Annotated in this window: 28 protein-coding genes; 22 read left to right on the top strand and 6 right to left on the bottom strand. The window is 67.0% G+C overall.

The window, feature by feature from the left end; translation table 11 throughout:
* Positions 1-11 precede the first annotated feature (11 nt).
* Complete coding sequence (locus AB0M74_RS12420) at positions 12-338, bottom strand: hypothetical protein (protein ID WP_364905481.1); 327 nt, start codon at positions 336-338, stop codon at positions 12-14.
* Between the two features lie 323 nt (positions 339-661).
* Here AB0M74_RS12420 and AB0M74_RS12425 point away from each other — a divergent pair, with 323 nt between their 5' ends.
* From AB0M74_RS12425 to AB0M74_RS12435, 3 genes are all read left to right on the top strand, one after another.
* Positions 662-1,567: an ROK family protein gene (locus AB0M74_RS12425; protein WP_364905484.1), complete on the top strand. Its 906-nt coding sequence runs from the start codon at positions 662-664 to the stop codon at positions 1,565-1,567.
* An 87-nt stretch (positions 1,568-1,654) separates the two neighbouring features.
* The gene (locus AB0M74_RS12430; protein WP_364905486.1) at positions 1,655-2,392 is read left to right on the top strand and encodes a phosphoglyceromutase; all 738 of its coding nucleotides are present in this window, start codon (positions 1,655-1,657) and stop codon (positions 2,390-2,392) included.
* 251 nt (positions 2,393-2,643) lie between these two features.
* Complete coding sequence (locus tag AB0M74_RS12435; protein ID WP_364905489.1) at positions 2,644-4,701, top strand: CocE/NonD family hydrolase; 2,058 nt, start codon at positions 2,644-2,646, stop codon at positions 4,699-4,701.
* Between the two features lie 81 nt (positions 4,702-4,782).
* Here AB0M74_RS12435 and AB0M74_RS12440 read toward each other — a convergent pair whose 3' ends face one another.
* Positions 4,783-5,448 carry an NAD(P)-binding domain-containing protein gene (locus AB0M74_RS12440; protein ID WP_364905492.1) on the bottom strand — a complete coding sequence of 222 codons (666 nt, stop codon included), beginning with the start codon at positions 5,446-5,448 and terminating at the stop codon, positions 4,783-4,785.
* 93 nt (positions 5,449-5,541) lie between these two features.
* On the opposite strand from AB0M74_RS12440, the gene AB0M74_RS12445 reads away from it, so the two are divergent.
* From AB0M74_RS12445 to AB0M74_RS12455, 3 genes are all read left to right on the top strand, one after another.
* Positions 5,542-5,946, top strand: coding sequence for a helix-turn-helix domain-containing protein (locus AB0M74_RS12445; RefSeq protein ID WP_364905495.1), 405 nt, complete (start codon positions 5,542-5,544; stop codon positions 5,944-5,946).
* 194 nt (positions 5,947-6,140) lie between these two features.
* Positions 6,141-7,376, top strand: coding sequence for an ATP-binding protein (locus tag AB0M74_RS12450; RefSeq protein WP_328406644.1), 1,236 nt, complete (start codon positions 6,141-6,143; stop codon positions 7,374-7,376).
* The gene (locus AB0M74_RS12455) at positions 7,373-8,062 is read left to right on the top strand and encodes a response regulator transcription factor (RefSeq protein WP_328406643.1); all 690 of its coding nucleotides are present in this window, start codon (positions 7,373-7,375) and stop codon (positions 8,060-8,062) included. Before AB0M74_RS12450 ends, AB0M74_RS12455 begins: the two co-directional genes overlap by 4 nt.
* A 59-nt stretch (positions 8,063-8,121) precedes the next feature.
* Here AB0M74_RS12455 and AB0M74_RS12460 read toward each other — a convergent pair whose 3' ends face one another.
* Both AB0M74_RS12460 and AB0M74_RS12465 read right to left on the bottom strand, forming a co-directional pair.
* Positions 8,122-8,451, bottom strand: a complete 330-nt coding sequence (locus AB0M74_RS12460; RefSeq protein WP_364905500.1) for a hypothetical protein — start codon at positions 8,449-8,451, stop codon at positions 8,122-8,124.
* Between the two features lie 69 nt (positions 8,452-8,520).
* A complete protein-coding gene (locus tag AB0M74_RS12465; RefSeq protein ID WP_364905913.1) occupies positions 8,521-9,348 on the bottom strand; it encodes a hypothetical protein in 828 nt (275 codons plus the stop codon).
* Positions 9,349-9,467: 119 nt separating this feature from the next.
* Between AB0M74_RS12465 and AB0M74_RS12470 the strand changes: the two genes are divergently transcribed.
* The 9 genes from AB0M74_RS12470 (at position 9,468) to AB0M74_RS12510 (ending at position 18,111) form a co-directional block, all read left to right on the top strand.
* On the top strand, positions 9,468-10,502 hold the full coding sequence (locus AB0M74_RS12470) for a Ppx/GppA phosphatase family protein (protein ID WP_364905503.1): 1,035 nt from the start codon (positions 9,468-9,470) through the stop codon (positions 10,500-10,502).
* On the top strand, positions 10,499-12,193 hold the full coding sequence (locus AB0M74_RS12475) for a hypothetical protein (RefSeq protein WP_364905505.1): 1,695 nt from the start codon (positions 10,499-10,501) through the stop codon (positions 12,191-12,193). Before AB0M74_RS12470 ends, AB0M74_RS12475 begins: the two co-directional genes overlap by 4 nt.
* 141 nt (positions 12,194-12,334) lie before the next feature.
* Positions 12,335-13,210, top strand: a complete 876-nt coding sequence (locus AB0M74_RS12480; protein WP_364905916.1) for a sugar phosphate isomerase/epimerase — start codon at positions 12,335-12,337, stop codon at positions 13,208-13,210.
* A gap of 149 nt (positions 13,211-13,359) precedes the next feature.
* Positions 13,360-14,244 carry a thioesterase family protein gene (locus AB0M74_RS12485; protein ID WP_364905507.1) on the top strand — a complete coding sequence of 295 codons (885 nt, stop codon included), beginning with the start codon at positions 13,360-13,362 and terminating at the stop codon, positions 14,242-14,244.
* A 22-nt stretch (positions 14,245-14,266) separates the two neighbouring features.
* Complete coding sequence (proC, locus tag AB0M74_RS12490; RefSeq protein ID WP_364905510.1) at positions 14,267-15,085, top strand: pyrroline-5-carboxylate reductase; 819 nt, start codon at positions 14,267-14,269, stop codon at positions 15,083-15,085.
* Between the two features lie 160 nt (positions 15,086-15,245).
* Positions 15,246-15,536, top strand: coding sequence for a helix-turn-helix domain-containing protein (locus AB0M74_RS12495; RefSeq protein WP_364905513.1), 291 nt, complete (start codon positions 15,246-15,248; stop codon positions 15,534-15,536).
* A 169-nt stretch (positions 15,537-15,705) separates the two neighbouring features.
* Positions 15,706-15,807, top strand: coding sequence for an AURKAIP1/COX24 domain-containing protein (locus tag AB0M74_RS12500; protein ID WP_003402602.1), 102 nt, complete (start codon positions 15,706-15,708; stop codon positions 15,805-15,807).
* Between the two features lie 175 nt (positions 15,808-15,982).
* Positions 15,983-17,086: an NAD-dependent epimerase/dehydratase family protein gene (locus tag AB0M74_RS12505; protein WP_364905515.1), complete on the top strand. Its 1,104-nt coding sequence runs from the start codon at positions 15,983-15,985 to the stop codon at positions 17,084-17,086.
* Positions 17,083-18,111 carry a lysophospholipid acyltransferase family protein gene (locus tag AB0M74_RS12510; protein ID WP_364905518.1) on the top strand — a complete coding sequence of 343 codons (1,029 nt, stop codon included), beginning with the start codon at positions 17,083-17,085 and terminating at the stop codon, positions 18,109-18,111. The genes AB0M74_RS12505 and AB0M74_RS12510 overlap by 4 nt, the downstream gene beginning before the upstream one ends.
* On the opposite strand, the gene AB0M74_RS12515 is transcribed toward AB0M74_RS12510, so the two are convergent.
* The gene (locus AB0M74_RS12515) at positions 18,112-19,077 is read right to left on the bottom strand and encodes an HAD-IB family hydrolase (RefSeq protein ID WP_364905919.1); all 966 of its coding nucleotides are present in this window, start codon (positions 19,075-19,077) and stop codon (positions 18,112-18,114) included.
* A gap of 189 nt (positions 19,078-19,266) precedes the next feature.
* Between AB0M74_RS12515 and AB0M74_RS12520 the strand changes: the two genes are divergently transcribed.
* The 5 genes from AB0M74_RS12520 (at position 19,267) to AB0M74_RS12540 (ending at position 24,709) form a co-directional block, all read left to right on the top strand.
* Entirely contained in the window at positions 19,267-19,527 is a 261-nt protein-coding gene (locus tag AB0M74_RS12520) for a glutaredoxin family protein (RefSeq protein ID WP_364905519.1), read from the top strand.
* Positions 19,528-19,774: 247 nt separating this feature from the next.
* Positions 19,775-20,572: a redox-sensing transcriptional repressor Rex gene (locus AB0M74_RS12525; protein WP_364905522.1), complete on the top strand. Its 798-nt coding sequence runs from the start codon at positions 19,775-19,777 to the stop codon at positions 20,570-20,572.
* A complete protein-coding gene (locus AB0M74_RS12530) occupies positions 20,569-22,086 on the top strand; it encodes a glutamyl-tRNA reductase (RefSeq protein WP_364905525.1) in 1,518 nt (505 codons plus the stop codon). The genes AB0M74_RS12525 and AB0M74_RS12530 overlap by 4 nt, the downstream gene beginning before the upstream one ends.
* Entirely contained in the window at positions 22,083-23,147 is a 1,065-nt protein-coding gene (gene hemC, locus AB0M74_RS12535; RefSeq protein ID WP_364905527.1) for a hydroxymethylbilane synthase, read from the top strand. Before AB0M74_RS12530 ends, hemC begins: the two co-directional genes overlap by 4 nt.
* On the top strand, positions 23,144-24,709 hold the full coding sequence (locus AB0M74_RS12540; RefSeq protein WP_364905530.1) for a bifunctional uroporphyrinogen-III C-methyltransferase/uroporphyrinogen-III synthase: 1,566 nt from the start codon (positions 23,144-23,146) through the stop codon (positions 24,707-24,709). The genes hemC and AB0M74_RS12540 overlap by 4 nt, the downstream gene beginning before the upstream one ends.
* A 74-nt stretch (positions 24,710-24,783) precedes the next feature.
* Here AB0M74_RS12540 and AB0M74_RS12545 read toward each other — a convergent pair whose 3' ends face one another.
* Positions 24,784-25,068, bottom strand: a complete 285-nt coding sequence (locus tag AB0M74_RS12545) for a hypothetical protein (protein ID WP_364905533.1) — start codon at positions 25,066-25,068, stop codon at positions 24,784-24,786.
* A gap of 173 nt (positions 25,069-25,241) precedes the next feature.
* On the opposite strand from AB0M74_RS12545, the gene hemB reads away from it, so the two are divergent.
* Positions 25,242-26,219 (top strand): porphobilinogen synthase, encoded by a 978-nt coding sequence (hemB, locus tag AB0M74_RS12550; RefSeq protein ID WP_364905536.1) that lies wholly within the window; start codon positions 25,242-25,244, stop codon positions 26,217-26,219.
* Entirely contained in the window at positions 26,216-26,743 is a 528-nt protein-coding gene (locus tag AB0M74_RS12555) for a hypothetical protein (protein WP_364905538.1), read from the top strand. The genes hemB and AB0M74_RS12555 overlap by 4 nt, the downstream gene beginning before the upstream one ends.
* The last annotated feature ends 15 nt before the right edge of the window (positions 26,744-26,758 follow it).

Below are 26,758 nucleotides of genomic sequence, written 5' to 3' on the forward strand. Positions count from 1 at the left end.
TGCCGAACCGCTCAGGACGGCGATGTCGGATCGGCCGGGCGCCGGGAAGTCGCTCCGGACAACACTATTCGGGCCGCGCAGGCTCGTGATGTCGCGCAGCCGTGTGAGGCCTGCGCGCAGAATGCGGTCGCGGCCCGCTCCGACGGATTGAGCAAGCACAGCGGCTTGCGGCCCGCCACCCGCGCACCGAGCGCGTCGACCAGGCTCTGCTGCTTATCGATGATGACCGCGGTGACCTCTTCGGTGATCAGCAGCCCGAACAGGTACCTGAGGTACGGCTCGGCGATCGGGGCCGTGCGGGGATGTCGGACGGGCGGGCCGAGGTGCCGCAGTTGCACGCTCGGGTGCCGGCGCGCAGCAGCACGCTGCCGCGGATTGCGCAGCGGAGGTCGGCGAGATTGTGCAGGGTACGGCTTCCTCGGTGTAAGTGGCTCGAAATATGTTGCGATCAAGTCGAATTGCGCCCGCTGCGGATCTTTCGACCTTCGAGGTAGTGGAACGAGGCCGTGTCGCGGGTGATCGAACGGATGCTCGGCACTCGATAGCCGGCGTCGAACAGAACGTAACGGAACGTTCTGGCCAAAATATTCAGCTCCGCCGGCGAGATGGTGATGCGCGATAATCGCGCGGGGGACTCGGTGAGCGTGGAGGCGGCCCGGCGATGACAGTTCTTGCTCTTGATATCGGTGCGACGAAGTTCGCGGCGGGACGGGTGCACGGTGGCCGCAAGGTGGGTGAGGTGCGGCAGGTCGACGTGCCGCGCGAGGCGGTGTGGGAGGCGTGCCGCACGCTGTTGGCGGAGGTCGCGGGCGAGGACACCATCACCGCCATCGGGATCGGCTCGGCCGGTCCTGTCGATACCCGATCCGGTGTGACGAGCCCCCTGAACATCCCCGAGTGGAAGTCCGGATTCCCGATCGTCGCCGAGGTGCAGAAGCTCTTTCCCGGCGCCGCAATACGATTCGCCATCGACGGTGCCTGCTTGGCGCTGGCCGAACATCATGTCGGCGCCTTGCGCGGCGTCGCGAACGGGCTGGCGATGACGGTGTCGTCGGGGATCGGCGGCGGGATCATCGCGGATGGCCGGGTGCTGCTCGGCCGGACCGGCAACGCGGGGCATATCGGTCACATCGTGGTGCCTGGGTGGGATGTGCCCTGTGAATGCGGCGGAGTCGGCTGCGTCGAGGCGATTGCCAGCGGCATGTCGTCGGTGCGCTGGGCCCGCGCGCAGGGCTGGTCCGGTGCGACCGGTGCCGCGCTGGCGAAAGCGGCGCATGCCGGCGACGACATCGCGCTCGCGGCGCTGCATCGATCCGGGACCGCGCTCGGGCAGGCCATCGCCTCGGCCGCCGCGTTGCAGGATATCGATCTGGTGGTGATCGGCGGCGGTTTCGCGCAGTCGGGTGCACCACTCTGGGAGCCGTTACGCGCGGCGGTCGCCCGGCACGCGCGATTGGGGTTTCTCGGTGGACTCCAGGTCGTGCTGTCGCGAATCACCAACGGCGCCACCCTGGTAGGCGCGGGGGTGCTCGCCGCGGGCCATGCGACGGCCGACACCGTTGCCTGACCGGGCCGAGCTCGGACAGGCCGATGCCCTGTTCGGCCACCGGGAACGGATGCAAGGCAGGTTTGCGCACATGCCAGAATGGCCTGCATGACGTACACCCTCGTGCTGCTGCGCCACGGCGAGAGCGAATGGAATGCCCTGAATCTGTTCACCGGCTGGGTGGATGTGCACCTGACCGACAAGGGCATCGCCGAGGGCAAGCGGGCAGGCGAGCTGCTGGCCGAGCACGGCATCCTGCCGGACATCGTCTACACCTCGCTGCTGCGCCGCGCGATCAGCACCGCGAACATCGCGCTGGACGCCGCCGACCGGCACTGGGTCCCGGTGGTTCGCGACTGGCGGCTCAACGAGCGGCACTACGGCGAGCTGCAGGGGAAGAACAAGGCGCAGATCCGTGACAAGTACGGCGACGAGCAGTTCATGCTGTGGCGTCGCAGTTACGACACCCCGCCGCCGCCGATCGACCCGGCCAACGTGTACAGCCAGGAGGGCGACCCGCGCTACGCGGGCATCGAGGTGCCGAAGACGGAGTGCCTGCTCGACGTGGTGAACCGGATGGTCCCGTACTGGGAGTCGACCATCTCCAAGGAGCTCGTCGCTGGCAAGACCGTCCTGGTCGCCGCGCATGGCAATTCGCTGCGCGCCCTGGTGAAGCACCTCGATCAGATCTCCGACGACGACATCTCGGAGCTCAACATCCCCACCGGCATCCCGCTGCGCTACGAGCTCGACGAGAACCTGCGCCCGGTCCGCCCACGCGAGTACCTGGATCCGGACGCCGCTGCCGCGGGCGCTGCCGCGGTGGCAAGCCAGGGCGGCAAGTAGCCCTGAGGCGGCAAACCCCGCACGCGGATGCGCTGCTGTCGAGCAATCGGCCGCAGCGCATCGCTGTTTTGGTGAGTGATAATTCTGATCTTCGAGCGCGGCTTCAGCCCTGATATGCAGCCGATATGGCATGCTATCCGCTGTATGTGAATCGATATTCGGCTCAAATTCACGCGACCGGGAGTTCGAACTTACTCGTCGGTATGTAAACTTCCGCTCGTTCGATCAGTCCGAGAGGTGGATCACGTCCGATGAAGCACGCGTTGCGGGTCACGGTGGCGGCAGTTGCCACCGCGGTGCTCTGTCCCTTCCTCACTTCCGGCGCGAGCGCCGACCCGGTCGCCGCTGGTCCCGACGGCGGCGCGGCGGGCGCGACCTGGACGGCGGCCGAGGACGGCCCCCAGCAGTTCCCGAACGTGAACATCCAATGGGATGTGCCGATCACCATGAGCGACGGCACCGTCCTCGAGGGCAACGTGTACCGTCCCGCGGACGCGGCGGGCAGGCCGATAGACACCCCGACGCCGACCGTCGTCAACATGACGCCCTACACCAAGCTGGTGTCGAACCTCGCCGACAGCGCGATGTCCATCCCCGGTCTCTCCGACGCGCTGATCGAGCTGTTGCGTCAGATCGACATGAGCGGTACGCCGCTGTCGGGCGTCACCGACCTCACCAAGGCATTCGGCGGCGGCGAGCTGCGAAACTTCGCGGTCGACCGCCAGCTCATCAAGAGCGGTTACACCCAGGTCGTCGTCGATGTACGCGGCACCGGTTTCTCACAGGGCGTGTGGGACATGCTGCGCGGGCGCGAGCAGCAGGACACCGTCGAGGTGATCGACTGGGCATCCCGTCAGCCCTGGTCGAACGGCCGTATCGGCATGAACGGCATCTCGTATTCCGGCATCAACCAGGTGCAGGTCGCCGAGAAGCAGCCGCCCGCGCTGAAGGCGATCTTCCCGGTGGTACCCGGCAGCGACCTCGTCAACGACGTGCTCGCGCCCGGCGGCGGCTTCGGCTTCAACTTCATTCCGCTGTGGCTGACCGCCATCAACGGCCTCAAGCTGCTTCCGGATCTGGCGTCGGTGGTCAACGGCCAGTTCGATACGCAGTGGCTCGCCGATCGGGCGAAGGATCCGCTGACCTTCATGGACGTGCTGCTCAACGTCTACACCACCGCCCGTATCGAGGATCTCGATCCGCGCGCGAAAGAACTGCTGACCGCCACCTCGACAGCGCGGGAAGCCTGGCTGGGTGATCCGAGCAAGATTCAGGTGCCGACCTTCGTGACCGGCGGTTGGCACGACCTGTTCACCTATTCGGAATCCAAGATCTACAACGAGATTCCGCTGCCCGCAGGCCAGAAACAGCTGTTGATGGGCAACACCTATCACATCAATTCCGGCAACGAATACGGCAAGCCCGGCCTGCCGCCGCGGCTGGACGTGTTGCAGCGGGCCTGGTTCGATAAGTGGCTCAAGGGCATCGACAACGGCATCGACACCTACGGTCCGATCACGCTGCGTCAGCAGGGCGGCGGCTGGATCACCACCGATTCGTTCGCCGATCCGGATGCCGCGGCGACGTCGCAGGATGCGGTGCACCGCAGGATGTATCTGTCCGCCGACCGCAGTGGCACCGCCAACAGCCTGTACGACGGATCGCTGCTGTCGCAGGCAAGCCCCGACTCGGCGCGGCTGACGGTCGCGCCCGGCCTGACTACCCTGTGCTCCAACGACGCAGCGCAGGGTAGCGCGGGCGCGCTGTCGATCATCGACGGCTGCGCCAAGGACTCGCGGATCGCGGAGACCAACGGACTGACATTCACCAGTGCGCCTGTCCTCGACACCACCACGATCTCCGGCCGGATCGCGGTGCGGCTCAACACCGTTCAGGATGGCACGGACGGCTACTGGGTGGCCACCGTGAACGATGTCGCGCCGGACGGGCAGTCGACGGTGCTCTCTTCCGGGCAGATCATGGCCTCGCTGCGCGAGGTCGATGTGGCCAACAGCAGCAAGTCCGCCAACGGCGACTACACCGACCCGCGCGCCTACACCTCGCTGGACCGCCGTCAGCCGACGGTGCCCGGCCAGGAGACCACCCTCGACATCGCGCTGCCCGCCACCGAGGCGATCCTGAAGCCGGGGCACCGCCTGCGCGTCGATGTGTTCGCGGGCAACTTCCCGAAGGGTCTGCCAGTGCTGCCGATGCTGCTCGACACGGGTTCGAAACCGCAGCATGTGCAGCTGGATCCGAACCGTCCCAGCTTCGTCAATATCCCGGTCCGTGGTAATTCCGGCTGGTGATACCGGCATCGGAGCACTGAAAGGAAGCCTTCCTTCGAATCATTCGAGGAAGGCGTCCCCGCGCGGGTAGTCGGGCCCGGCTCAGTCCTCGACTGCGAAGGCGGCATCCAGCGGCGGGAAGATCGCCCTGGCGTCCTGCCCGCTGAACCAGAGGCCGACGGTGAATACCGATGTCGCCTCCAGATATTTCGCACGGTGCAGGCCGCCGGAGGAAACCGGTTGCAGCTTCAGGTCTTCGGCCAGGGCGCAGACCTGCCGCACGGCGGCCGGGTCGTCACCACAGATCGGGACACCCAGCCTGCGGCCCTCGAATTCTCGTGCGTCCGAAGCCCATACCTCGGCGGCGCAGACATTGAACGCCTTCACCACGTGCGCGCCGGGGGCGGTTGCCGCAATGCGCTCGGCCACCGCGTCTTCGGAGAGCACGAATGCGGTCGCGCCCGCGGGTGCGGCCACGTCCGGCATGAACGCATTGGTGCAATCGATCACCGTGCGGCCCACCAGTTTTGCGCTGACTTCGCCCAATACCGTGTCAAGGGCGCTTACCGGCAGCGCGAGCAGGACGGCCGCACCGAACTCGGCGGCGTCCATCATGCTGCCCGCTCGTGCGCCGTGTCCGATCGTGGCGACCAGCTGGTCTGCTGCCGCTCGGGAGCGCGCGCCGATGACAAGGTCGTGCCCGGCCGATGCCCAACCCCGGCCGAGCGCCTGTGCCATCTGCCCGGCGCCGATGATTCCGATTCGCATCTCAACTCCTATGTGTCTGGATGTCTTCGGAAATGACGCTAGGAAAGTCGATAGGCACCTCCGGGTGCGCAACGGCGGTGGCAGGCTTGATTCATGACAGTCGAACCTGCCGAGCCGATCGTCGCGCAACCCGCGCAGTTCACGCCGTACGGCGATTTCGAAGCCGACTGCCCGGCCAGGATGGCGGTGGACCTCTTCGGCAACTCGTGGCTACCGGTGATCGTGTACATGCTGCGCGAGGGTCCGATGCGGCCGGGCGACCTGCGCACCGCCATCGGTGGCATCAGCCAGAAAATGCTCACTCAGACGCTGCGTCGGATGGAGCAGATGACCCTGATCGAACGCCGCCGCTACGCCGAGGCCCCGCCGCGGGTCGAGTACGAGTTGACAGCGGCGGGACGTGATCTGCTGAATCCGATCTACGCCCTCGGCGAGTGGGTCGACCGACACGGGAGCGCGGTCCGCGCCGCGATGTCGGGCGCCGACGACGAGGACTGAGCGCGGCGAGGATCGGCCGCCGTACGAGCCATGTTCGCTGGACATGACCGAATTCCGCTTGTGCCGCGCGCCCGCCCTTTGTAGGCCGAACAACGCGTAAACGCGCGGCTAACACGGCAGGAAGTGCCCATGACCTGCGCGAAACTTCTCCTACCCAGAGTTGGGTTGCCGGTCGGCGACCGTACGATTCAAGGGTGAGTGTTCCGCAGGCCGTACTGTTGGCAGTCCTCGCGGCTGTCGTCGGACTGGCAGTCGGCGGGCTACTGATCCCGTTCATGAATGCCAGGCAAGCCGCGCGCAGGCAGGCCGACTCGGGGCTCACGATGTCGCAGGTGCTCGACCTCATCGTTCTTGCCTCCGAGAGCGGCATCGCAGTGGTCGACGAGTATCGCGACGTGGTGCTGGTCAACCCGCGCGCCGAGGAACTCGGCCTCGTCCGTAACCGGCTGCTCGACGAACGCGCGTGGGCCGCGGTGGAGAAGGTGCTGGCCACCGGTGAGTCCGCCGAATTCGACCTCACCGCGAAGAACCCGATGCCCGGCCGCAGCAGGATCGCGGTACGCGGCGTGGCCAGGCAGCTGTCGCGCGAGGAGACCAGCTTCACCGTGCTGTTCGCCGACGACGACTCCGAGCAGGCCAGGATGGAAGCCACGCGCCGCGACTTCGTCGCCAATGTCAGCCACGAGCTCAAGACCCCGGTCGGCGCGATGAGCCTGCTCGCCGAGGCCATGTTGGAATCCGCCGACGACCCCGAGGCGGTGCGCCACTTCGGCCAGCGGGTGCTCGGCGAATCCAGGCGCCTCGGCAAAATGGTGACCGAACTGATCGCGCTGTCGCGGCTGCAGGGCGCCGAAAAGCTGCCCGAGCTCGAAGTAGTCGATGTGGACACGGTGGTGATGCAGGCGGTGGACCGCTCACGCACCGCGGCAGAGGCGGCGGGCATCACCGTCAGTACCGACCGTCCCAGTGGCCTCGAGGTGCTCGGCGACGAAACTCTGCTGGTCACGGCGCTGTCCAACCTGGTGGAGAACGCGATCGCGTATTCACTGGCCGGCTCACACGTGTCGGTCAGCCGATCGCTGCGCGGCGATCACGTCGCGATGGCCGTGACCGATCGCGGCATCGGCATCGCCAAGGAAGACCAGGAACGGGTCTTCGAACGCTTCTTCCGGTCCGACAAGGCGCGCTCGCGCGCCACCGGCGGTACCGGGCTTGGGCTGGCTATCGTCAAGCACGTAGCCGCCAACCACAACGGTGAGATCACCCTGTGGAGCAAGCTGGGCACCGGTTCGACGTTCACCTTGCGAATACCCGCCCATCTCGAGGCCGATAGCGACGACGAGGTCGACGGCTCCGTGGTGAGCATGAGAGAAATCAGCCCGCGCCCCTCGGGGCCGAGCAGACCCAACGGTGTGGAGGCACGCAGATGACGAGTGTTCTGATCGTCGAGGATGAGGAGTCGCTGGCCGATCCGCTCGCGTTCCTGCTGCGCAAGGAGGGTTTCGAGGTGACCGTCGTCGGTGACGGACCGTCCGCGCTCGCCGAATTCGATCGCTCCGGCGCCGACATCGTGCTGCTGGACCTCATGCTGCCCGGCATGAGCGGTACCGATGTGTGCAAGCAACTGCGCACCCGCAGCGGCGTTCCGGTCATCATGGTGACCGCGCGCGACAGCGAGATCGACAAGGTGGTCGGGCTCGAGCTCGGCGCCGACGACTATGTGACCAAGCCGTACTCGGCACGCGAACTCATCGCACGCATTCGGGCTGTCCTGCGGCGCGGCGCGGGCGACGAACTCGACGGCGGCAACGAGAGCGGCGTGCTGGAAGCCGGTCCGGTCCGGATGGATGTCGACCGGCACACCGTGCACGTGAACGGCAAGCAAGTCACCCTGCCGCTGAAGGAATTCGACCTGCTCGAGTATCTGCTGCGTAATTCCGGCAGGGTGCTGACCCGTGGCCAGCTGATCGACCGGGTGTGGGGCGCCGATTACGTCGGTGACACCAAGACCCTCGATGTCCACGTCAAGCGCCTGCGCTCGAAGATCGAGGGCGATCCGGCCAAGCCGGAACATCTGGTGACCGTGCGCGGCCTCGGCTACAAGCTCGAGGCGTGAGCGCCGAGCGCTGAGGCGAATCCGCCGAGGCCCCCGACAACCTCGGCTTCGCCGCGATCTCAGGGCAGGTAGAGCCAGGTGGGGCCGACGGGGGTGTCGGTCTTGCGCAGGCTGATCCAGCCGAGGGCGTCTTCCTGCATGCAGTCGTAGACGTCCGCGGCGTTGGTGCCGCGGCAAGCGATGGTGTGGGTAACGCCGTACGGGCTCATGATCAGGTTCTTGCCCGCCTTCGTAGCATTGAGCGCCTCAGGGGTGTTCGCGGGCAGGAAGTCGGCGGTGAAATCGGCATATTTGGCAGGATCGCCATTGGGTTCCGCGTGTGCGGCGCCGCTCATGGCGAGGGCGGCTCCGGCGGCGATTGTTGTCAGGATGACGGCTTTCTTCAACATAACCGCACATCAAACCCCATACCGGTAAAGCTCGCATGGCGCGCAGGTGAACCACCCGCTAGGAAAACCTCACTCCGACTGGTCGGAAACCGGTGCTTCCGCCTTTATTCGATCGGCGTTCACGGTCGCCGGATGAATTGCGATCAGGCCGAGTCCTTCTCTGCGCTTGCAGTGCCTCGCCAGCGCCTCGTAGGCGGGTTCGCCGAGTAGTTCTTTGAGTTCGGCCGCATAGGACTGCCACACCGGGCGCGCGGCGACATGGGCGTCAGGGGAGCTGGTGCAGTACCACCCCAGGTCCAAACCTCCCGCGCCCCAGCCGCGCCGATCGAATTCGGTGATGGTGGTGCGCAGGATCTGGACGTCGTCGGGGCGGTCGACCCACTCCATGGTGCGCCGGATAGGCAACTGCCAGCACACGTCCGGCTTCACCTCCAGCGGCTCGATACCCTTGCGCAGCGCCATCGTGTGCAGGGCGCAGCCGGGGCCGCCCTCGAAATCAGGGCGGTTGAGGAAGATGCACGCACCGTCGAATCGGCGGGTGCGAAGCGCGGGCTCCTCTTCCAGCTCATCGACCTCGAGATAGCCCCGCTTGGTGATCTTGCCGTCGACATTCTTGGCTTTATCCATCAGCTGCCAATCCTCTGATGTGAGCATTTTCACAGAGGACTCCAGCCGCTTGCGGTCTTCCTTGCCGGACATGAAAGCGCCGTGCGAGCAGCAGCCGTCGTCGGGGCGATCGCTGAGGATTCCCTGGCACGCCGGCGTGCCGAAGACGCAAGTCCAGCGCGACAGCAACCACGTCAGGTCCGCGGCGATCAGATGCTCGCTGTTTGCTGGATCGACGAACTCGATCCACTCCCGCGGGAAATCGAGACCCACCTCAGGAGTCGGCTGGATCTTCTCTGCTGGTCGGGGTCTGGCTGGACCGTTCGCGGATGCGCCTACCGTCACACCTCGAGACGCTAACAGTTCGGTCGCCTCGCCTAAACCCCCGGTTCACCCAGTACCGTGTTCATGTGCGGCTTGGGGTACTCGATGTCGGAAGCAATACCGTCCATCTGCTCGTGGTGGACGCTCATCGTGGTGGCCACCCGATGCCGATGAGCTCGACAAAGGCGACGTTACGGCTGTCGGAGAATATGGACGGCGCAGGTCGGATCACTGTCCAGGGAGCCGAACGTCTGATTGCGACCGTCGCCGAATTCGCCAGCATCGCCGAGACCTCCAAGTGCGTCGAGCTGATGCCCTTCGCGACCTCGGCGCTGCGCGAGGCCACCAACTCCGAAGAGGTGCTCGCCAGGGTGCTGGCCGAGGCCGGCGTCGAGCTGCGGGTGCTCTCCGGTGTCGACGAGGCCAGATCGACCTTCCTCGCCGTGCGCCGCTGGTACGGCTGGAGCGCGGGCCGCATCCTCAATCTCGACATCGGTGGCGGCTCGCTGGAAATGACCAATGGCGGCGATGAGGAACCCGATGTCGCGCTATCGCTGCAACTCGGTGCCGGTCGGCTGACCCGCGAGTGGCTACGTGAGGATCCACCGGGCAAGCGTCGTATCGCTGTGCTGCGCGACTGGCTCGACGCCGAGCTGGTGCTGCCCACGAAACAGCTGTTGGACGTGGGTAAGCCGGATCTTGCCGTCGGCACGTCGAAGACTTTCCGCTCGCTGGCTCGGCTGACCGGAGCGGCACCCTCTTCCTCGGGACTGCGGGTGCGCCGTACACTCACCAGCTCAGGTCTGCGCCAACTGATTGCTTTCATCTCACGAATGACAGCGTCGGACCGTGCAGAATTGGAAGGCGTAAGTTCCGATCGGTCACAGCAATTGGTGGCTGGCGCATTGGTCGCGGAGGCGAGTATGCGGGCACTATCGCTGGATACCCTCGAGATTTGTCCGTGGGCACTGCGTGAGGGGCTGATCCTGCGCAAACTGGATACCGACATGAACGGCGGACCCCGAGCGACGAGCTCACCGGGACCGGCTGTCGAGACCGGCAGGCCCGCACCCGGTGGTGGCGCCGCGCTGTCGGGCCCGATCGAAACGGTGTCGCCATGAGTGATGACTCCAAACAGCTATCGGTCGCCGAACTGCTGGCCCGCAATGGTCAACAGGGTTCGGCGTCCTCCGGTGGCGGTGGCAGGCGTAGGCGCAGCGGCCGGGGGATCTCGGTCGCGGAGCTGACGGGCGATCTGCCGGTCATCCCGGCCAACGGCGGTCGCTCCTCACATGCCGCGCCCGACGAACCGGCGCTCGACGCGCCGTCGTATGAGCAGCCTGCCGCCTACGAACCGTCGGCCTACCAGCCATCGCCGCGGGAGCCCGCACCGTACGAACCCGCGGCATATCAGCCATCGGCGTTCGAATTGCCTGCGCCGGAACCGGTTTCGTACGCACCCCCGCTGCCCGAGCCGGAGCTGCCGAGCTATTCGCCGATGTCGGGGCCGATCACGCGCTACGACCCGCTGTCGGATTACGCTGCGCCCGAGCCGGATCCGTTGCCAGGCCGCTCGAGCCGGGTCATGCCGGGGCGGGACATGCCCGTTTCGCGACATGCTGCGCCCGCCGACCCGCTGTCGTCGCACGCTGCGCCCGATCCCTATGCCCCCATCGATCCCTATGCGCCTGCCGATCCCTATGGGGGCGACCCGCTGTCGGGTGACAGCGTGCCGCCGCTCGGTTCCGGGCGGACCGGTCGCAGGCGGAGGCACGATCCCGACGAGTCGGCCACCGAGGTACGACCGATGCGCGAGGCGGGTCGAGCCGACCCGCTCGCGGACCGTGGACCGCTCGACGGACCTGCGGGAAACAACAGAGCCAGAACCGGCAGGGCCGCTCGTCGCCGCGCGGAGGAGGCACGCGCGGAAGAGGTACTCGAGGTCGGGCCGTCGACCGCACCGTGGTCGTCCGCGCCCAACGGGTTCGCACCCGAATCGGCGCCGCTGCCGCTTTCGCCGCTGCCGGAGGCCCCGCCCCGCGGCAACCGGTCCCCGAGTCCGGAGCCACCTCCCGAGCCGCCGCGACGATCATCCCGCCGCGCTGCCGATGGCGGCCTGCCCGCATGGTCGGCGCGAAGACATCACGCGCCGACCCCGCAGAACAACGATCTCGCGCCCGAATCCGGTGCGATTCCGACTGCGGCATGGTCGCTGGCCAGCCAGGATCAGCAGCTGGTTTCCGGTCAGACGGTGGCGGGTGACCTGCTGCGTGACGAGGTCGAGCGGGCCGAACGCGAGGGCGCCGAGCGCGCGAGCAGACGCGAGGGCGGTCGAGGCAAGCGTGGCCGTGGGAAACGTGACGCGGGCCGCGACCTCGACATCATCGACCTGGACGATGTGCAGGGCCGCACCGATGTGCACCCGGCGTTCGAGGTGGATCCCGACCCGCTGGAGGACGAGGACGACTTCGACGAGCATCCGGATTCGGAGCGGTCGGGGATCATGTCGCCGCGCCGTTCGAGGGTCGGGCGCAAGGTCGAGTACGACGCCAATCGTCGGCAGTGGATGATCCTCGGTGGGCAGAGCACCGGCGCCGCGGTCGCCGGCATGTTGCTGTTCAAGGGGTTCGAGCGGATGTGGGAGATGCTGCCCTGGGTGGCGCTGGCCCTGGCAATGATCGTGATTCTCGGTCTGGTGGCGTTGGTGCGGATTCTGCGCAGGACCGACGACATCCTCAGCACGGTGATTGCCGTCGTCGTTGGCATCTTTGTCACACTCGGACCGCTAGCCTTTCTTCTCAGTACGAACTGAGTAGGAGCTGCTGTGGGGAACATCGGGCAGGCAGACGACACACGGGTGGGAAGTGTGGGCGGCGCGGACGTACTGGGTACGGGCGAGCGCACCGAACCCCACTCGCCCGGCGAACCCGCGTGCGTCGGCGGAGGGCGGCCGATAGTGGTCGGCCTTTCGACGGCGTCGGTGTATCCACAGAACACCGAAGCTGCCTTCCGCTACGCGGCCGAACTCGGTTACGACGGCATCGAGTTGATGGTCTGGGCCGAGCCGGCCAGTCAGAGCATCGCCACTGTGCAGGCCTACGCCCGCAAGTACTCCATGCCCGTGATCGCGGTGCACGCGCCGTGTCTGCTCATCTCGCAGCGGGTGTGGGGCTCGGATCCGGTCGCCAAGCTGGAGCGCAGTGTGCATACCGCCGAGGCGCTCGGCGCAGGCACCGTGGTCGTGCATCCACCGTTCCGGTGGCAGCGTCGTTATGCGGAGGGCTTCGCCGACCAGGTCGCTGAGCTCGAGGAGCACAGCACCGTCATCGTCGCGGTCGAGAACATGTTCCCGATGCGTGCGGACACTCTGTTCGGTCGTGGCGCCGGTTCGGTGAAGCGGCTGGAGCGGCGCGGCGGACCGGGGCTCGGCGTGACCGCCTTCAGTCAGTCCTACGATCCGACCGACGTCGGATACCGGCACTACACTCTCGACCTCTCGCACACCGCGACCGCGGGCGCCGATCCGCTGGCGCTGGCCGGGCGGATGGGGCATGGCCTCGCGCACCTGCATCTCGCCGACGGCCGCGGCGCCGCACACGACGAGCATCTGGTGCCCGGCGAGGGCACCCAGCCCTGTGTGGAGCTGTGCGCTGCCCTGGTGCGCACCGGCTTCTCCGGGCATGCGGTCGCCGAGATCAATACCCAGAGCGCACGCACCACCCAGGACCGCGCGGCGATGCTGCACCGCACGCTCGCGTTCGCCAGAGAGCATCTCAATGGCATGGCGCCTGCTCCCGCTCCCGCGCCGAGCCACGCCGGCCAGGTGTGACGAGGTCGTTCGCCCACCACTCGTCGGAGGGGAATGCGAACGCTGAATCCGATCGTTCTACGCTGTATGAACGCCAGGTATCGGATAAGTGTGGTGTCTCGGCGATCGCCGTGGACCGCCGATGCGGCACAGGAACGACAGGAGTGACGATGCCGGAGCTGATCGTGGACCTCGAGCCGGACACCGAGACCGATGCGCCTTTCAGCCGGGTATGCGCGCTGACCGAACTTCTCGCAGACACCCCTGACACCGGCCGCTATCTCGGTGTCATCGACAAGATCTGGACGATCGGCAACAAGGTGCACGGCGGCACCATGGTCGCGGCCAGCGCCGCGGCGGCCACCAACTGGCTGCGCGCCTCCGATCCGGCACTGACCGCGATGGCGCCCATCGCGGCGAGCTCCGACTTCCTCGGCGCGCCGGAGCCGGGGGTGGTCGAGTACGAGGTGCGCATCCGCAAGGTGGGCCGTCAGATCTGTCTGGCGGACACGACCCTGATCCAGGACGGGCGCAGCCTGGTGCGCACCGCGTTCACCTTCGGCCACCTCGACGACGCTGATCCGCTCTACGCGCCGCAGCACGACGATATGCCCGCCGCGCCGCCCGCCGACGCCGCCGGCTACGAATCCGGCTCACCGATGGGCAGCATCGTCCACGTGGGCCAGGGCGCGGAGCTCTACATCGACCGCAAGTGGGCCCGGTTCCTGGATGGCGAGCAGGCCGAGCCGCGGCTGCGGCTGTGGATGCGCCCACGCGCGGGCGATCAGCAGGATCCCGATGTTTCGATGTACTTCGCGATGATGTCGGCCGACATGAGCCCGCCGGTCCCGATGAACCTCGGCCACTTCGGCTGGGCTCCGACCGTTCAGATGACCACCTACCTGCGCCGCAGGCCGGCCCCCGGCTGGCTGCGGATCATCGCGACCACCCACGAGGTCGGCGGCCGCATGTTCGACGAGGATCAGCTCATTCTCGATTCCACCGGTGCGGTCGTCGCGCAAAGCCGCCAGCTGGCGCTGATTCCGCAGCGTTGAGCGCGGTCTAACCTTTACCCCCATGACGAGAATTGCGGTGATCGGTGGAGGTCGCATCGGGGAGGCGTTGGTCGCCGGGTTGCTCGAGTCGGGTCGAGCGGGCAAGGACCTGGTCATCGTCGAGACGCACACCGATCGCGCCGTGCTGATCGCTGATCGGTTCGGCATCCGGGTCACCGAGTCGGTGGCCGATGCGGTCATCGGCGCGGATCTGCTGGTGATCGCGGTCAAGCCGGGTGATGTCGACACCGTCCTGACCCAGCTGGGCAAGGCCGAACTCGATGCGGATCGGGATCAGGTGCTCGTCTCGCTCGCGGCAGGCGTGCCGACCGCTCGGCTCGAGGCGAAGCTGCCCGCGGGCTTCCCTGTGGTGCGGGTGATGCCTAATACCCCGATGCTGGTCGGTCAGGGCATGATCGTGCTCGCACCGGGGCGCTACGCCAGGCCGGAGCAGCTGGCCGAGGTGACCGATCTGCTTTCCGCGGTCGGCAAGGTGGTGACCGTCGCCGAGTCGCAGATGGACGCGGTCACCGCGGTGTCGGGTTCCGGACCCGCGTATTTCTTCCTTGTCGTCGAGGCGATGGTGGACGCGGCCGTCGGCCTCGGCCTCACCAGGGATATCGCGACCCAGCTCGTGGTGCAGACCATGGTCGGGTCCGCCGCGCTGCTCGACGATGCCGAGCAGAGTGCCGTGGAACTGCGCGCCGCGGTCACCTCGCCCGCGGGCACCACGGCCGCGGCGCTGCGCGAGTTGGAGCGGGGTGGGGTCCGGTCCGCGATCCTGGAGGCACTGCACGCGGCCAAGCAACGGTCTGCGGAACAGGGCAGGTCTACCGAATGACCGGTCGGTTCCCTGCAAGCGAAGCTTATTTCTCACACCCGTCGCAGTAATCCCACTGGTCCCGCTAAGCTTCAAGGAGCACGTGCGTGTCTGTTCCGCCGGTGGGGAAGCCGGCGGCGCGGACGTGCCGGAGGTCAATGGTGCAATGATGTCTAACAAGATGTCTGCAAATAGCTCAGGGACGTCGCCTGGCGGCTCCGGACCATCTACCAGCCGGGCAGGTTCCCGGTCGCAAGGCAGTTCGGTATCTCCAGCGCAACCCGTGCTCGGTGGCGGCACTCAGTTCCTCACCGTCGCCGAGGTGGCAAATTTGATGCGGGTATCCAAAATGACGGTCTATCGGCTCGTGCACTCGGGTGAGTTGCCCGCCGTGCGAGTCGGTCGGTCGTTCCGGGTGCATGCCAAGGCGGTCCACGACTATCTGGAGACGTCGTACTTCGACGCTGGATGAGGCGGTTTCGTTCGCCTCGGGGTGTCCCGGTAGGATGAGCGGTCGGTTCGTGTTCGCCTGCTGGTGGCACCGTTTCGTGGTGTCCGGTGGCCGTCGGCGGCGCGGATGCCGAGTACGGCGTACGTGATTGACGTGCGCGCCGAGTAGAGAGAACGCGAGGAACAACCCTATGGGTTCTGTGATCAAGAAGCGTCGCAAGCGCATGTCGAAGAAGAAGCACCGCAAGCTGCTTCGCCGCACCCGCGTTCAGCGGCGCAAACTCGGCAAGTAAGCCGCTGCGCGTTAGCTGGGGAGCCCGTCACCGATCCGGTGGCGGGCTCTTCGTTTTGAAACACTCAAGTTTGAAAGCGGTTTGTGTTTCAGGTGACTGAAGTCATCGTTAGATCCTGGTTAATAATCTCGGCGCGTCGTATGGCAGCGGTTACGCTTGAACCGCATTAAATGAAATGGGGGCTGTCGAGTTGGGATCCGGTGCTGTGGGATCTGAGATAAGAGACGGACACACACCCAAGGTTGCGCTGGTCACCGGCGCCAGCCGGTTCTTCGGCGGCAATGTCGTGGCCGGACTCGCCCAGGACCCCGGCATCGAGCGCATTATCGCGGTCGACACCATGACCCCGAGCCGAGAGCTATCCCGTCGCATGGGCCGCGCGGAATTCATTCGCGCAGACATTCGAAATCCGTTGATCCGCAAGGTAATCGATGGTGGCCAAGTGGACACCGTCGTGCATGCCGCGCTGCTGGCGCGGCCACCCGCTGGTTTCAGCAGGGCGGTGATGAAGGACCTCAACGTCCTGGGCGCCATGCAGCTGCTCGCGGTCTGTCAGAAGTCGCCCTCGGTGCGGCGAGTGGTGGTGCGCTCGACGTCGGCGGTGTATGGATGCAGTGCGAAGGACCCGGCGAAATTCACCGAAGAAATGAGTGCGCGCATACCGCCGAGGGGCGGATTCGCGCGCGACATGATCGAAATCGAAGGATTCGTCCGCGGGCTTGCCCGGCGCAGGCCCGATATGGCCACCGCGGTTCTGCGTTTCGCACCGATCGTCGGTCCACGGCTGGCCGGGCGCGGTGTCCAATATCTGCGTTCGCCGGTCGCACCGACCGTGTTCGGCCGCGATGCCAGGATGCAGCTGGTGCACGAGCAGGACGCGATCGCCGCTTTGACGCATGCTGCCAAAGTTTCGGCCGTCGGCGCATACAATATTGCGGGTGACGGCGCCCTTGCCCTATCGCAAGCGGTGCGGCGGGCGGGCCGCATCGAGCTTCCGATCCCGTTCCTGGTGTTCCGCACGGCGGGACGCGCGTTGATGGGTCCGTTGATGCGCGAATTCAGCAGCGAACAACTCGATTATTTCCATTTCGGCTGTGGCCTGGACACCACGCGCATGCGTACCGAACTCGGGTTCGTGCCGCGCTGGACGACGGTGCAGGCGTTCGACGACTTTATCGGGGGCGCAGCGTTGCGGCCCGTCATCGATCCCGCATGGATCGATGCCGCAGAAAAGAAACTGCTCGGCCTGCTCGGGGCCGGTACGGGAGCACAACAATGAACGATGTCGCGAAAGTCATCCAACTCCACGACGTGAATATCGAGGCGCGCCCGCGCCCGACCACGCGTCGCTGGCCGGAGCCCACGGTCGGCGAGCCGTCGTCGGGCCAGGTGACCTCGCTGACCGAACGGCTGGCTGCCACCGAACCGCCGGTGCCGCAATCACTATCGGACATCCTGCGCGGCGTCCTCGGCAAGCAGATCGGCAAGACCGCCGAATTCGCGCGGCGCAGGCTCACCGGCGACTACCAGGTCGACGAGTTCGGCTTCGACGAGCACCTGCTCGAATCGCTGATCCTGCCGATGCTGCGTCCCATGTCGGATTTCTGGTTCCGGGTACAGGTCAGCGGGATGGAGAACATTCCAGAGGTGGGTGGCGCGTTGGTCGTCGCCAACCATGCGGGCACCGTGCCGCTGGATGGGTTGATGCTGCAGCTGGCAGTGCACGACAAGCATCCCAAGCAGCGGGCGCTGCGCCTGCTGGCCGCCGACCTCATCTTCGAGACGCCGGTGCTCGGCTCGCTGGCCCGCAAGGCGGGCCACACCCTGGCCTGCCGTCCGGACGCCGAACGACTGCTGCGCTCGGGTGAGCTGACCGGCGTATTTCCCGAGGGCTTCAAGGGCGTCGGCAAGCAGTACACCGATCGCTACAAGCTGCAGCGCTTCGGCCGGGGCGGATTCGTTGCCGCCGCGGTCCGCACCGGCACCCCGATCATTCCGTGCTCGATCGTCGGTTCCGAGGAGATCTACCCGAAGCTGGCCGATATCAAGCCACTGGCCAGGTTGCTCAACCTGCCGTACTTTCCGGTGACCCCGCTGTTCCCGCACTTCGGTCCGCTCGGCGCGGTCCCGCTGCCGTCCAAGTGGTACATCGAGTTCGGCGCGCCGATTCCGACGAGCGCCTACGAGGCCGAGGCCGCGGACGACCCGATGACCATGTTCGAGGTCACCGACCAGGTCCGCGAAACCATCCAGCAGACCCTCTACAAACTGTTGACCAAGCGCCGCAACGCTTTCAGCGGATAGTCAGTGCTCGCGGCGGCGAGTGACCGCCGCCGCCACCGCGCCACCGGCGGCGCCCAGAGCCAGTGCGGTCGGCACGCCGATCTTGGCGGCCTTGCGGCCGGTACGGAAGTCGCGGATTTCCCACCCGCGATTCTTGGCGACCTCCCGCAGATCCGAATCCGGGTTGATCGCCACCGCTGTGCCGACCAGCGACAGCATCGGCACATCGTTGTGGCTGTCGGAATAGGCGGTGCACCGCTTGAGGTTCAAGCCTTCTCGAACGGCGAGGGTGCGCACCGCGTGCGCCTTGCCGAGGCCGTGCAGGATGTCGCCGACCAGCCTGCCGGTGAACTTTCCGTCCACACTCTCGGCGACGGTGCCGAGAGCACCGGTCAGTCCGAGCCGCTTCGCGATCACCTGCGCCAGCTCGACCGGCGTCGCGGTAACCAACCACACCTGTTGTCCGGCATCGAGGTGCATCTGCGCGAGAGCCCTTGTCCCCGGCCAGATCTTGTCGGCGATGATTTCGTCGTAGATCTCCTCGCCGAGTGCGGCGAGCTCCGCGGTCGGTCGACCCGCGATGAATGCCAGCGCTTTTTCCCGGCCGCTGGCCATATCGGTGCTGTTCTCTTTGCCGGTGACGCGGAACTTGACCTGTTTCCACGCGACATCGACCAGGTCGGAGGTCTTGAAGTATTTACGTGCGGCCAGACCACGAGCGAAATGCACGATCGACGCGCCCTGCACCATGGTGTTGTCCACATCGAAGAACGCGGCCGCGGTGAGATCGCGCGGCACCTCCGGTCCGGTCGTCTCCTGTTGGGCGGCCGCCAGGTCGGCGTCGTGCAGCGTCAGCGCGGCATCCGCGCTCGCCTCGCCTGCCAGATTGGCCCGCAGCTCTTCCTCGCTCGGACCGAAGGGGCTGCGGGAGATCCGCGCGAGCTGGTCCTGGAGGCTCTGGCCGAGCCTGCCCTGGTTCCATCGCACGGGAAACTCGCCGAATCGTCCGGCGATGAATCCGGCCTTCGTCCCTGAACTGTGGGCCACCTTCGATTGTTCCGGCACCAGTACCTCCGCCCGTCGCGCGAACCACGTCCACACTAGCCGGAAGCGGTGACAGTGACGGGCTTACCGCGCGCACCGAACCGGGCGTGGCGAGGCGATTTAATATCCGTCATGACCAATCCCACACATTCGGTGACTTTGCTGACGAGATCCGGCTGCGGGCTGTGTGTCACCGCACTGGAACAGCTGCGGGTGATCTGCGCCGACTTCGGGATCGAGCCCGCGACGGTGGATGTCGACGCGGCCGCCGTTACCGACCCTGGCCTGCGCGCGGAGTACGGTGACCGGCTGCCCGTCGTGCTGCTCGACGGCCGTGAGCACAGCTATTTCGATGTCGACGAGCCCCGATTGCGGTCCGATTTGACCCACTGAGGGAAAGCTGATCCTGTCCGTTTCCGTCGCGCTGCTGGTCGCGGCGGAAAATGAGGCCAAATTCACCGACTTTGTGCAGGGCTTCACAAGCGGTTACGGTGGTGGCACGCGACCCGCATGCCGAGGCTGCGACCCACCGCGTAATGACACCAGCATTCCGATAATTCGATCATGGCACCGGACCGCCCCGGGCAAGAGGTCGAACAGCGAACCGGACCTGAGCAGTCCGGAACGAGGAGCCGACGACGTGACAGAGCAGCATGAGACGCCAGGCGGCGTCTCCGGCAGGGCTCTGCAGAAGGACATCCCGCAGGCCACTGTTGCGCGGCTTGCGACCTATCTCCGGGTCCTCGCCATGTTGGCCGACGACAGTGTTGCCATCGTATCGAGTGAGGAACTGGCTGTCGCGGCGGGTGTCAATTCCGCCAAGTTGCGCAAGGACCTTTCCTTCCTCGGGCCCAATGGTGTTCGGGGTGTCGGCTATGACGTGGCGAAGCTGCGCAGCAGGATCGAGGATGTGCTCGGGCTGTCGCAGGGACATCGGGTGGTTCTGGTCGGCGCCGGAAATCTGGGCCGGGCCCTGGTCGGTTATGGCGGTTTCCAGCGCCGCGGCTTCACCGTCGTCGGCATGTTCGACAGTCATCCTGAGGTGATCGGCCTGCAGGTCGCCGGTTTGGTAGTGCGTGACGTCGCCGAACTCGCCGACGCCGTCGCCGTGCTGCAGCCGACCATCGCGGTGATCACCGTCCCCGACGACGCGGCGCAGGCGGTGTGCGACTGCCTTGTCGGTGCGGGACTGCCGTCGATCCTGAGCTTCGCCCCGTGCGAGCTGACCGCGCCCGACGGCGTCGAGGTTCGCCGGGTGGATCTGGCCGTCGAGATGCAGATGCTTTCCTTCGACGCTTCGCGCAACGCACCGCCGTTGCCCGAAGTGGCACGTGCCGTTTCGGGCCGCATCACCCATCGCGCGCATCCGGCACTCAAGCATTCGACCTCGCATTCGGCAACGGAGCCAAGCAGCAAGGGATCGGTGGTTACCCCATGAGTGTTCTTTTGGTCGGGATTTCGCATCGGAGCGCTCCCGTCTCGGTGTTGGAGAAGGTTGCCATCACCGATGCCGACCGCCCGAAGCTCGTCGACCGAATGCTCAGTTCCAGCCACGTTTCCGAAGCGATGATCGTCTCCACCTGTAATCGGGTCGAGGTCTACGCCGTAGTCGACGCCTTCCACGGCGGTCTCGCCGAGATCGGCGATCTGCTGACCAAGCATTCCGGACTGCCGCTGCCCGATCTGACCAAGCACGCCTACGTTCGCTACAGCGAGGCCGCCGCCGAGCATCTGTTCGCGGTCGCGAGCGGCCTCGATTCGATGGTGATCGGCGAGCAGCAGGTGCTCAGCCAGATCCGCAGCGCCTACGCCTCCGCCGATTCGCAGCAGGCCGTCGGCCGGACCATGCACGAGCTCGCCCAGCACGCATTGCGGGTCGGCAAGCGGGTGCATTCGGAAACCGGCATCGACAGAGCGGGTGCCTCGGTGGTTTCGGTGGCGCTGGATCGAGCTCAGCAGGTGCTGCGGGCGGCAACAGACGGCCCGCGGGCGTCAGTCCCGGTAACCACGGAGGACTTCGCTGCCGCCGCATCCGATTCCGCGCTCGCGGGCCGGACCGCTGTCGTGGTCGGCGCGGGCGCCATGGGCGGGCTTGCCGTAGCGCATCTTTCGCGTGCGGGCATCGGTCGCATCATCGTGGTGAACCGCACGATCGAGCGGGCGAGCAGGCTCGCGGAGACCGCGGCGTCCTACGGAGTCGAGTCCGCGGCGATGGAGCTGTCGCGGCTGACCGAGGCGATGGCCGCTGCCGATGTCGTGATCACCTGTACCGGCGCGGTCGGCGCTGTGGTGACGTTGGCCGACACCCACCGTGCCCTCGCTGATCGCGAACGCGGCGCCGAATCCGTTTCGGCCGAACGGCCATTGATCTTCTGCGACCTCGGCCTGCCCCGGGATGTCGAGCACGCGGTCGCCGGACTGCCCGGCATCACGGTGATCGACATCGAGACGCTGCAGCGCGACCCCGCGGCCGGAGCTGCTGCCGACGACACCGCTGCCGCCCGCGCGATCGTCGCCGATGAACTCGCGAAATACCTTGCCGGCCAGCGGATGGCCGAGGTGACGCCGACCGTGGCCGCACTGCGGCAGCGCGCGGCCGAGGTGGTCGAGGCCGAACTGCTCCGCCTCGATTCACGGCTGCCGAGCCTTGCCGACCCGGAACGCGACGAGGTGGCGCGCACGGTGCGCCGCGTGGTCGACAAGCTGCTGCACGCGCCGACGGTGCGGGTCAAACAGCTGGCCTCGACACCGGGCGGCGACAGCTACGCCGAGGCACTGCGGGAATTGTTCGAGCTCAAACCTGGTGCGGCGCAAGCGGTTGCCGCGCCGATGGAGATCAACGCGATCGGCGGCGAGCACGGATCCTTCCGGTTCGCGGGCGACGGCGACATTGTGCTGGCCGACGACTTCACGGCAGGCCACCTCGGCGAAGAACGGGGGCAGTCCGCATGACCATCGTGCAGGAAGAGGACAACGTGACCGCAGGCAGCATTCATGCGCCGTGGCGGATCGGCACGCGCGGCAGTCTGCTCGCGCTCACCCAGTCGGGCACTATTCGCGACGCGCTGATCGCGGCTGGGCACGCGGCAGAGCTGGTCGTGATCAAGACCGCAGGCGACAACAACGCGACTGACCCGGTCGCGAAGATCGGCGTCGGTGTGTTCACTTCCGCGCTGCGTGACGAGTTGGCCGCCGGATCCATCGATATCGCGGTGCACTCGTACAAAGATTTGCCGACCGCGTCCGACCCCCGGTTCACCATCGCCGCCATTCCGGTGCGCGAGGATCCGCGTGACGCTCTGGTCGCCCGCGACGGACTCGTGCTCGGTGAGCTGCCCGCCGGTTCCAAGGTCGGCACCTCCGCGCCGCGGCGCGCGGCGCAGTTGCGTGCGCTCGGACTCGGTCTCGACATCGTGCCGCTGCGTGGCAACCTCGACACCAGACTGCGCAAGGTCGCCGAAGGCGAGCTCGACGCGGTCGTTGTCGCTAGAGCGGGGCTCGCCAGAATCGACCGTCTGGACGCCGTCACCGAGGCGCTGGAGCCGGTGCAGATGTTGCCCGCTCCCGCGCAAGGCGCGCTCGCTGTCGAATGCCGTAGCGACGACACCGCATTGCACGCGGTGCTCGCCGGACTCGATGACGCCGCCACCCGGGCGGCCATTATCGCGGAGCGGGCCCTGCTCGCCGAGCTGGAGGCAGGCTGCACCGCGCCGATCGGCGCGCTCGCCGAGGTCGTCGAATCGCTCGACGACGACGGTCGGGTTGTCGACGAACTCTCGCTACGCGGATGCGCGGCCGCCATCGACGGTTCCGAGGTGCTGCGGGCTTCCGTGGTCGGCGCCCCGGAGCGGGCGGCCGAATTGGGGCAAGCACTCGCCCGTGAGCTGTTGGAGCTCGGCGCGCGTGAGTTGCTCACCAGCGTGGAACCGGAGGTGCCCGGTTCCCCCGCACAGGCGGTGAATCCGCCCGCCACAGACTTTGTCGATCCCAGCCCAATGGAGAACAGCCGATGAGCAGCCGAGCTACCAAGAAGCATCCCGGTCGGATCCTTTTCGTCGGGTCGGGTCCCGGCGACCCGGCATTGCTGACAGTGCGCGCCCGTGATGTGCTCGGCCGGGCGACGCTGGCGTTCACCGATCCCGATGTGGACAAGGGCGTACTCGCCCTCATCGGGACCGCCGTCCCGGCGGATCCGGACGGCGAGCGTCCCGTCGACGTGCGTCCGGCGCTCGGCGAACCCGCCGAGGTGGCCAAAACGCTGATCGCCGAGGCCCGCAACGGCCATGACGTGGTCCGCGTCGTCTCCGGCGACCCGCTGACCACCGATGCCGTTATCGCCGAGGTCACCGCGGTGACCAGGTCGCACATGGTCTTCGAAGTGTTGCCCGGTCTGCCCGGCGGCTCGGCGGTGCCGAGCTACGCGGGCATCGCGCTCGGGTCCGGGCACACCGAGGCCGATGTGCGCGGCGAGGTCGACTGGGCCGCACTCGCGGCCGCACCCGGCCCGCTGGTGCTGCACGCGTCCTCGGGACACCTGGCCGAAACCGCCAGTGCCCTTGTCGAACACGGTATGGCGCCGCAGACCCCGGTCGCGGTGACCGTGCGCGGCACCACGCGCCAGCAGCGCACTATCGAGGCGACTCTCGCCACGCTCAACAGCGCCGCCTCCGAGCTGGTCGGCCCGCTGGTGGTGACCATCGGCAAGGTGGTCGCGCAGCGCTCCAAGATGTCGTGGTGGGAGTCGCGCGCGCTGTACGGCTGGACCGTGCTCGTGCCGCGCACCAAGGACCAGGCAGGCGAAATGAGCGAGCGGCTGGTGACGCACGGCGCCATCCCGATGGAGGTGCCGACCATCGCGGTCGAGCCGCCGCGCAGTCCTGCCCAGATGGAGCGGGCGGTCAAGGGTCTCGTCGACGGCCGCTATCAGTGGGTGGTGTTCACCTCCACCAACGCGGTGCGCGCGGTGTGGGAGAAGTTCGCCGAATTCGGCTTGGATGCGCGGGCGTTCTCCGGAGTGAAGATCGCCTGTGTCGGCGAGGCCACCGCGGAGAAGGTGCGCTCGTTCGGCATCAACCCGGAGTTGGTCCCGAGTGGTGAACAGTCCTCCGAGGGCCTGCTCGCCGACTTCCCGCCCTACGACGACGTTTTCGATCCGGTGAACCGCGTGCTGTTGCCCCGCGCGGACATTGCCACCGAAACTCTCGCCGAGGGTCTGCGTGACCGCGGCTGGGAGATCGACGATGTCACCGCCTACCGGACGGTGCGCGCATCGCCGCCGCCGGCCGAGACCCGCGAGATGATCAAGACCGGCGGTTTCGACGCGGTCCTGTTCACCTCGTCCTCGACAGTGCGCAACCTGGTCGGCATCGCGGGTAAGCCGCATGCCCGCACCATCGTCGCCTGCATCGGCCCGAAGACGGCCGAGACCGCCATCGAATTCGGTCTGCGCGTCGATGTGCAACCGGATGTCGCTCAGGTCGGCCCGCTGGTCGAGGCGCTCGCCGAGCATGCCGCACGGCTGCGCGCCGAGGGTCTGCTGCCGCCGCCGCGTAAGAAGAGCCGCCGCAGCCGGTAATCGGATTATCGGACGAAACGCCCACCGCGCTGTGGGCGTTTCGTTTCCACCGGCCGCCGGGCAGCTCGGTGGGATCAGCGGCTGTAGCGCATCAGGGTGCGCACCAGCCTGCAGGTGGTGTCCGAGGGTGGACGAATGTCGATGAGTGCCGCGGTGCGCCGAATGCGCTCGTTGCTCGCCTGACTCGGGAGATAGATGCCCGAGTCGAGCAGTGCGATGGTCAGCCGCATGGCCTTGAGCCTGCGGTTGTGGCGGATGTACCACTTGCGCGGGCGGCCTGCGGGCAGCGGCCGCTTCTGTAGTGGCACATACGGCCGATCGATGATGACGGTCTTCGACTCGGTTGCGGTAGCGGGCATCGCCGGTCCTCCCGTAGTGGTGCGTGTTCGAGTGCGAATCTCTCGAACACTTCTTCGATTCTACCTCTGGGTACCGACAAAAACCGCTGGCCACAAGGACTTTCGCGGTCGGCGCGGTGATGGGAACAGCGCCGCCGAAACACCAGGGAGGCGACAGGCGTATCGTGCGGTTCATGACCGGAATGGACCGCCCGCGGCGGTTGCGCCGTACCCCCGCTCTGCGCCGCCTGGTTGCCGAAACGACTCTGCAGCCACGGCAATTGGTGCTGCCGATGTTCGTGGCCGATGGCCTGGAAGAACCGCGGGAAATCAGTTCGATGCCCGGGGTGATGCAGCATTCGATGGATTCCCTGCGCAAAGCCGCCGTCGAGGCGGTGACCGCGGGTGTCGGTGGGCTCATGCTGTTCGGGGTGCCGCGCTCGGAGGACAAGGACGCCACCGGCAGTAAGGCCAGTGATCCGGACGGCATCCTCAACCGGGGCCTGCGTGCGCTGGCCGATGAGGTCGGCGGTTCGACGGTGCTCATGGCCGATACCTGTCTCGACGAGTTCACCGATCACGGGCACTGCGGTGTGCTCGCTCCCGATGGCGCCGTCGACAACGACGCGACCCTGCACCGCTACGTGGAGATGGCGCTCGCGCAAGCGGAATCCGGTGCCGACCTGCTCGGCACCAGCGGGATGATGGACGGTCAGGTCGGCGCGATCCGGCGCGGGCTCGACGCGGTCGGGCAGACCGACACCGGCATCCTCGCCTACGCCGCCAAGTACGCCTCGGCCTTCTACGGCCCGTTCCGCGAGGCCGTCGGCTCCTCGCTGGAAGGCGACCGACGCACCTACCAGCAGGACCCGGCCAATCGCAAGGAGGCGATCCGGGAGCTCGAGCTGGATCTGGCCGAGGGCGCCGACATCGTGATGGTGAAGCCCGCGATGTCCTACCTGGACATCCTGCGCGATGTCGCCGACCGCGCGTCGGTTCCGGTCGCCGCGTATCAGATCTCCGGCGAGTACGCGATGATCACCGCCGCCGCCCAGCGCGGCTGGATCGACCGCAGGGGCGCGATCATGGAGTCGTTGCTCGGCATCCGGCGGGCGGGTGCGGACATCGTGCTCACCTACTGGGCTACCGAGGCCGCACACTGGCTGTCGTGACGAACCCGATAGGCCCGATGGGCACTGTGCCGCAGCCGTCCCCACCGCCGGAGGACATCCGGACCGCGCGTCAATTGTGGTGGGGCGTTGTCGGTTTCGGCATTGTGCAACTCGCGGGCTCGATGCTGGCCGCGATGCGGAATCGGCACGAATTCGCCAAGCAAATGTTCGACCAGATGCAGGAGAGCGATCCGAAATTCGCCATGGCCACCGCCGATCTGATGGTGTCCTTGGCGTACGTGGTCGCGGTGCTGCTCGGTCTGACCATCGCGGCGGTCGCACTGGTGCTCGCGCACCAACTGTTCCTCGGCAAGCTGTGGGCGCGAACGCTGCTGACCTTCGTCGGCGTCTGGCTGGCGCTCACGGCGGTCGGCACCATATTCGCGCTCGGGTCGGGGTCCGCGGGCGTGGCCTCGCTGGTGGCCGGCGGCGCCGGCATCGTGCAGGGTGTGCTCGCGGCGGGTGCGATCTACCTGAGCCACCGTCCGGACTCGACTGCGTACTTCCAGCTGAACCGCAGGTGAGCGGCCGACCGAGCA

Origin of the sequence: Nocardia sp. NPDC051463 (assembly GCF_040681975.1) — a bacterium.
GTDB lineage: Bacteria > Actinomycetota > Actinomycetes > Mycobacteriales > Mycobacteriaceae > Nocardia.